Source organism: Streptomyces graminilatus, from assembly GCF_001418565.1.
In the GTDB taxonomy this organism is placed as follows: domain Bacteria; phylum Actinomycetota; class Actinomycetes; order Streptomycetales; family Streptomycetaceae; genus Streptomyces; species Streptomyces graminilatus.
Genome location: NZ_LIQQ01000718.1, coordinates 1 through 2649, shown reverse-complemented (window position 1 = coordinate 2649; position 2649 = coordinate 1). Strand labels below are relative to the sequence as shown.

Below are 2649 nucleotides of genomic sequence, written 5' to 3'. Positions count from 1 at the left end.
CGGCGCCGAGGAACTCGCCCTGCTGCGCGCCCTGCGCGACGCCGCCCTCTCGGAGGCGTACGACCTGCTGGTCGTCGACCTCCCGCCCACCCCGCAGGCGCTCGCCCTGCTCGCCCTCCCCGAGGAACTCCGCCGCTATCTGCGCCGCCTCCTCCCCGCGGAACGCCAGGCCGCCCGCGCCCTGCGCCCCGTACTCGGCCGCCTCGCCGGTGTCCCGATGCCCACGGAGTGGCTGTACGAGGCCGCTGCCCGCTGGGATGTGGAGCTGGGCGCCGTCACCGCGGTCGTCGAGGACCGGGACACCGTCGTACGACTGGTCGCCGAACCCGGCCCGGCCGGCACCGACGCCGTACGCGCCGCCACCACCGGACTCGCCCTGCGCGGCCTGCGCGCGGACGTACTGCTCGCCAACCGTGTCCTGCCGGAGCCCTCGACCGACCCCTGGCTCGCCTCCGTCACCGCCCAGCAGCGCAAGACGATCGAGGAATGGGCCGAGTCGACCGGATCGGCCCCCGGCCCCGCCCTCCACCAGGTCCCCCACCTCGGACACGACCCGCGCGGCACCGACGACCTGGCCGCCCTCCGAGCACCCGGCGTCAACCGGACCCCCACCACCGTCGAGTGGCCTGTCACCGACCACCTCGCCGACGACGGCGTGCTCGTCTGGCACATCCCGCTGCCCGGCGCGATACGCGAGGAACTCGACCTGGTCCGGCGCGGCGACGAACTCGTCGTCACCGTCGGCCCGTTCCGCCGTATCGTCGCCCTGCCCTCGGCCCTGCGCCGCTGCACGGTGGCCGGCGCCGCCCTGCGCGACGGCGAGCTGCGGATCCGTTTCGCGCCGGACCCGGACCTGTGGCCGCAGACCCGATGAAGGCGGTACGTCCATTCGGGTACCGTCGGAGGGAAGAACCGTAGTCAGGAGCCGGCCATGAGCGAAGAGCGCCCCACATCCGACGCCGCTCGGGGGGACGCGGCCGACGAGACACCGTACGAGAAGCCCGACGCCGACGCCGACGCGTGGGCGAAGGCCTGCGCCGAGGACCTCGAAGCGGAGAAGGCCCGCCGCCGGGCCCGGTACGGCCCGCCGCCCGGCTCCGCCGCCGAGGAACTGCGCAAGCTCGTCGACGCAGTCTCGGACAAGCTGTCGTCCCTCCAGTCGCCCCTGCTCGGCGCGGTCGCCCAGGGCACCGCCCAGCAGGTGGTGCAGCAGGTCGTCCAGCAGGCCCGGGCGGCCGTCGAACCGGTGATCGAACGCAACCCGGATGTCTTCGACCACCTGGCAGCCGCGGGCAGTGAGCTGCTCGCCGCCTACCGCTCGGCCGTCGAGACCCAGGAGCGCCGCTGGGCGACCCGCGAGACCGACCGGGGCGGGAGCCGGGGCGAGGGCTGGGGCGACGACCGGGGCCACGGCCGGGACGACGGCACCGGCTCGGGATCGGGCTCCGGCGAGCGCATCGACCTGGACTGACACCCGCCGGATCACCTCCCGCCGGGCCCGTCCACCTCGCGGAGGAAGGGCATCCGGCGACAGGGCCTCGGGTACGGTTGGCCGTAGCGGGGCTCCACCGAAACTGAGGGATTCATGGGACTCACCATCGGCGTCGACATCGGCGGCACGAAGATCGCGGCCGGCGTGGTCGACGAGGAAGGCAACATCCTCTCGACGTACAAGGTGCCGACCCCGGGCACGCCCGAGGGCATCGTGGACGCCATCGCCGCCGCCGTCGAGGGCGCGCGCGCCGGGCACGAGATCGTGGGCGTCGGCATCGGCGCCGCCGGATACGTGAACCGCCAGCGGTCCACGGTCTACTTCGCGCCCAACATCGACTGGCGCGAGGAACCGCTGAAGGACAAGGTCGAGGCACGCGTGGGCCTGCCCGTCGTCGTCGAGAACGACGCGAACGCGGCGGCCTGGGGCGAGTACAAGTTCGGCGCCGGCAAGGGCCACCGCAACGTCATCTGCATCACCCTGGGCACCGGCCTCGGCGGTGGCATCATCATCGGCAACAAGCTGCGCCGCGGCCACTTCGGCGTGGCCGCCGAGTTCGGCCACATCCGGGTCGTCCCGGACGGCCTGCTGTGCGGCTGCGGTTCGCAGGGCTGCTGGGAGCAGTACGCCTCCGGGCGCGCCCTCGTCCGGTACGCGAAGCAGCGCGCCAACGCCACCCCCGAGAACGCGGAACTGCTCCTCTCCCTCGGCGACGGCACCCCCGAGGGCATCGAGGGCAAGCACATCTCGATGGCCGCGCGGCAGGGAGACGCGGTCGCCGTCGACTCGTACCGCGAACTGGCCCGCTGGGCCGGCTCGGGCCTCGCCGACCTGGCCTCCCTCTTCGACCCCTCCGCCTTCATCGTCGGCGGCGGCCTCTCGGACGAGGGCGAACTGGTCCTCGACCCCATCCGCAAGTCCTACAAGCGCTGGCTGGTGGGCGGCAACTGGCGCCCGGTGGCCGACGTCATCGCCGCCCAACTGGGCAACAAGGCAGGCATGGTGGGCGCGGCGGACCTGGCGAGGGAACCAGACCCGATCATGTAGACACGCCCCATGGCTGTGGCTGCTCGCCGTCTCCTACGAAAGGGACGGCGAGCAGTCTGCTTTTAGGGGCGCGGGGCTGTATCAAATTTGCGGCTCCGCCGCGTGGGCGC

Annotated in this window: 3 protein-coding genes; all 3 read left to right on the top strand. The window is 73.3% G+C overall.

The window, feature by feature from the left end:
- Positions 1-874: ArsA family ATPase (locus tag AOK08_RS40520; RefSeq protein ID WP_055535388.1), on the top strand; the 874-nt coding region annotated here is incomplete at its 5' end.
- A gap of 57 nt (positions 875-931) precedes the next feature.
- Complete coding sequence (locus AOK08_RS40515; RefSeq protein ID WP_055535386.1) at positions 932-1471, top strand: DUF5304 domain-containing protein; 540 nt, start codon at positions 932-934, stop codon at positions 1469-1471.
- Between the two features lie 114 nt (positions 1472-1585).
- Positions 1586-2539 (top strand): ROK family glucokinase, encoded by a 954-nt coding sequence (locus AOK08_RS40510; RefSeq protein ID WP_055535384.1) that lies wholly within the window; start codon positions 1586-1588, stop codon positions 2537-2539.
- Positions 2540-2649 lie beyond the last annotated feature (110 nt).

Coding starts and splice junctions, on each gene's coding strand:
- AOK08_RS40515 (WP_055535386.1), top strand. CDS start 932: ATGAGCGAAGAGCGCCCCACATCCGACGCCGCTCGGGGGGACGCGGCC.
- AOK08_RS40510 (WP_055535384.1), top strand. CDS start 1,586: ATGGGACTCACCATCGGCGTCGACATCGGCGGCACGAAGATCGCGGCC.